This window comes from Mesorhizobium carmichaelinearum, assembly GCF_900199455.1.
Taxonomy (GTDB): domain Bacteria; phylum Pseudomonadota; class Alphaproteobacteria; order Rhizobiales; family Rhizobiaceae; genus Mesorhizobium; species Mesorhizobium carmichaelinearum.
In genome coordinates this window covers 1-1,384 of the sequence record NZ_FZQR01000111.1, presented here as the reverse complement: position 1 = coordinate 1,384, position 1,384 = coordinate 1, and the positions used below count along the sequence as shown (strand labels likewise).

Below are 1,384 nucleotides of genomic sequence, written 5' to 3'. Positions count from 1 at the left end.
TGCCGGGTCATGTATGGATGCCCCCGTTCGCGCAAGGCTTTTCTTCGAGCGGTTTGAACGTGTGATCGGATGCGGTCATGTATCAGGCCTTTGATGCAGTCCGGATACGACTGCTGGCCGGTATGGAGCTAAGCGGACCTGGCGCAAAATCAGTTCTACGAGCTCGGAGCTCACTGACCCGGTTGCATTCCCAGATCCTCTTTCCAATCGTTGTCCTTACCGTTCGTTGATCTCCTCACACGCCGACGATCCGCTCTCGTTGCTTATGCAACAGCGAGACCGGAATCCTTGTAGGTCTCATTCTTCGTCATCATCGCCCAGACCGACCGCGCCATCTTGTTGGCGAGCGCAATCGCAACGAGCATACGCGGCTTGCGCATCAACATTCGCCCCAGCCATGAGTTCTCGGACGGGGCTTTGCGGCATGCCCATCGGATCACCGTCATTGCGCCGATGATCAAAAGCCGCCGGATGTCGCGCTGTCCCATCTTCGACGTCCGGCCCAGCACCTGCTTTCCACCGCTGGAATGTTGTCTGGGCACCAACCCGAGCCATGCTGCAAAGTCCCGTCCTTTCCGGAACATCGTCATGGTGGGCGCGAAGGCCTCGATCGCCATGGCGGTGATCGGTCCCATTCCAGGCATGGACATCAGACGAGCGGTGTTCTCCGATTGTTTAGCTTCCGACTTGAGTGCCTTCTCCAAGCTGGAGATACGAGAGGTGAGCACGTCGATCTGCTCAAGATAAAGCCGCGCGGTTTCCACGACGACGACCTCAAGCCCGACATTGTCGTCTTCGATGATCCCTGTCAGCGCGGCCAAGTTCGCAATGCCCTGCGGCGCAATGACCCCATGCTCCGCCAAGTGGGCCCGAAGGGCATTAATGAGCTGCGTTCTCTGACGCACGAACAGATCGCGCGTCCGAAAGATCATGGAGCGTGCCTGCTGTTTCTCTGTCTTCGGCACAACGAACCGCATTGAGGGCCGCATGGCTGCCTCGACAATGGCTTCGGCGTCTGCCGCGTCATTCTTCTGCCGTTTGACGAACGGCTTTACATAAGCCGGCGGTAGCAAGCGAACTTCATGGCCGAGCTTGCCGATCTCGCGAGCCCAATGATGCGCTGTCGAACATGCTTCCATTGCAACGATGGACCTGGGCAGCTCTGTAAAGAAGGCCACGACTTGGCCGCGTGACAGTTTCCGGCGGAATACGACACCGCCATCGGTACCGGCTCCGTGAACTTGAAAGACCCGCTTTGCAAGGTCCAGGCCGACGATGCTAACTTCCTTCATGGATGCTCTCTCCTCTGAGTGACGTTGTTGCAAACATCACTTTGGCACATCACGATGCCGTCGGGAGGGGGCATCCACTCCATCAGTTCTCA

At 57.9% G+C, this 1,384-nt stretch carries 1 protein-coding gene; it reads right to left on the bottom strand.

Features of this window, described 5'->3' with window-relative positions; translation table 11 throughout:
- Positions 1-263: 263 nt before the first annotated feature.
- A complete protein-coding gene (locus tag CKW40_RS42195) occupies positions 264-1,292 on the bottom strand; it encodes an IS110 family RNA-guided transposase (RefSeq protein WP_095205379.1) in 1,029 nt (342 codons plus the stop codon).
- Positions 1,293-1,384: the final 92 nt, after the last annotated feature.

Coding starts and splice junctions, on each gene's coding strand:
- CKW40_RS42195 (WP_095205379.1), bottom strand. CDS start 1,292: ATGAAGGAAGTTAGCATCGTCGGCCTGGACCTTGCAAAGCGGGTCTTT.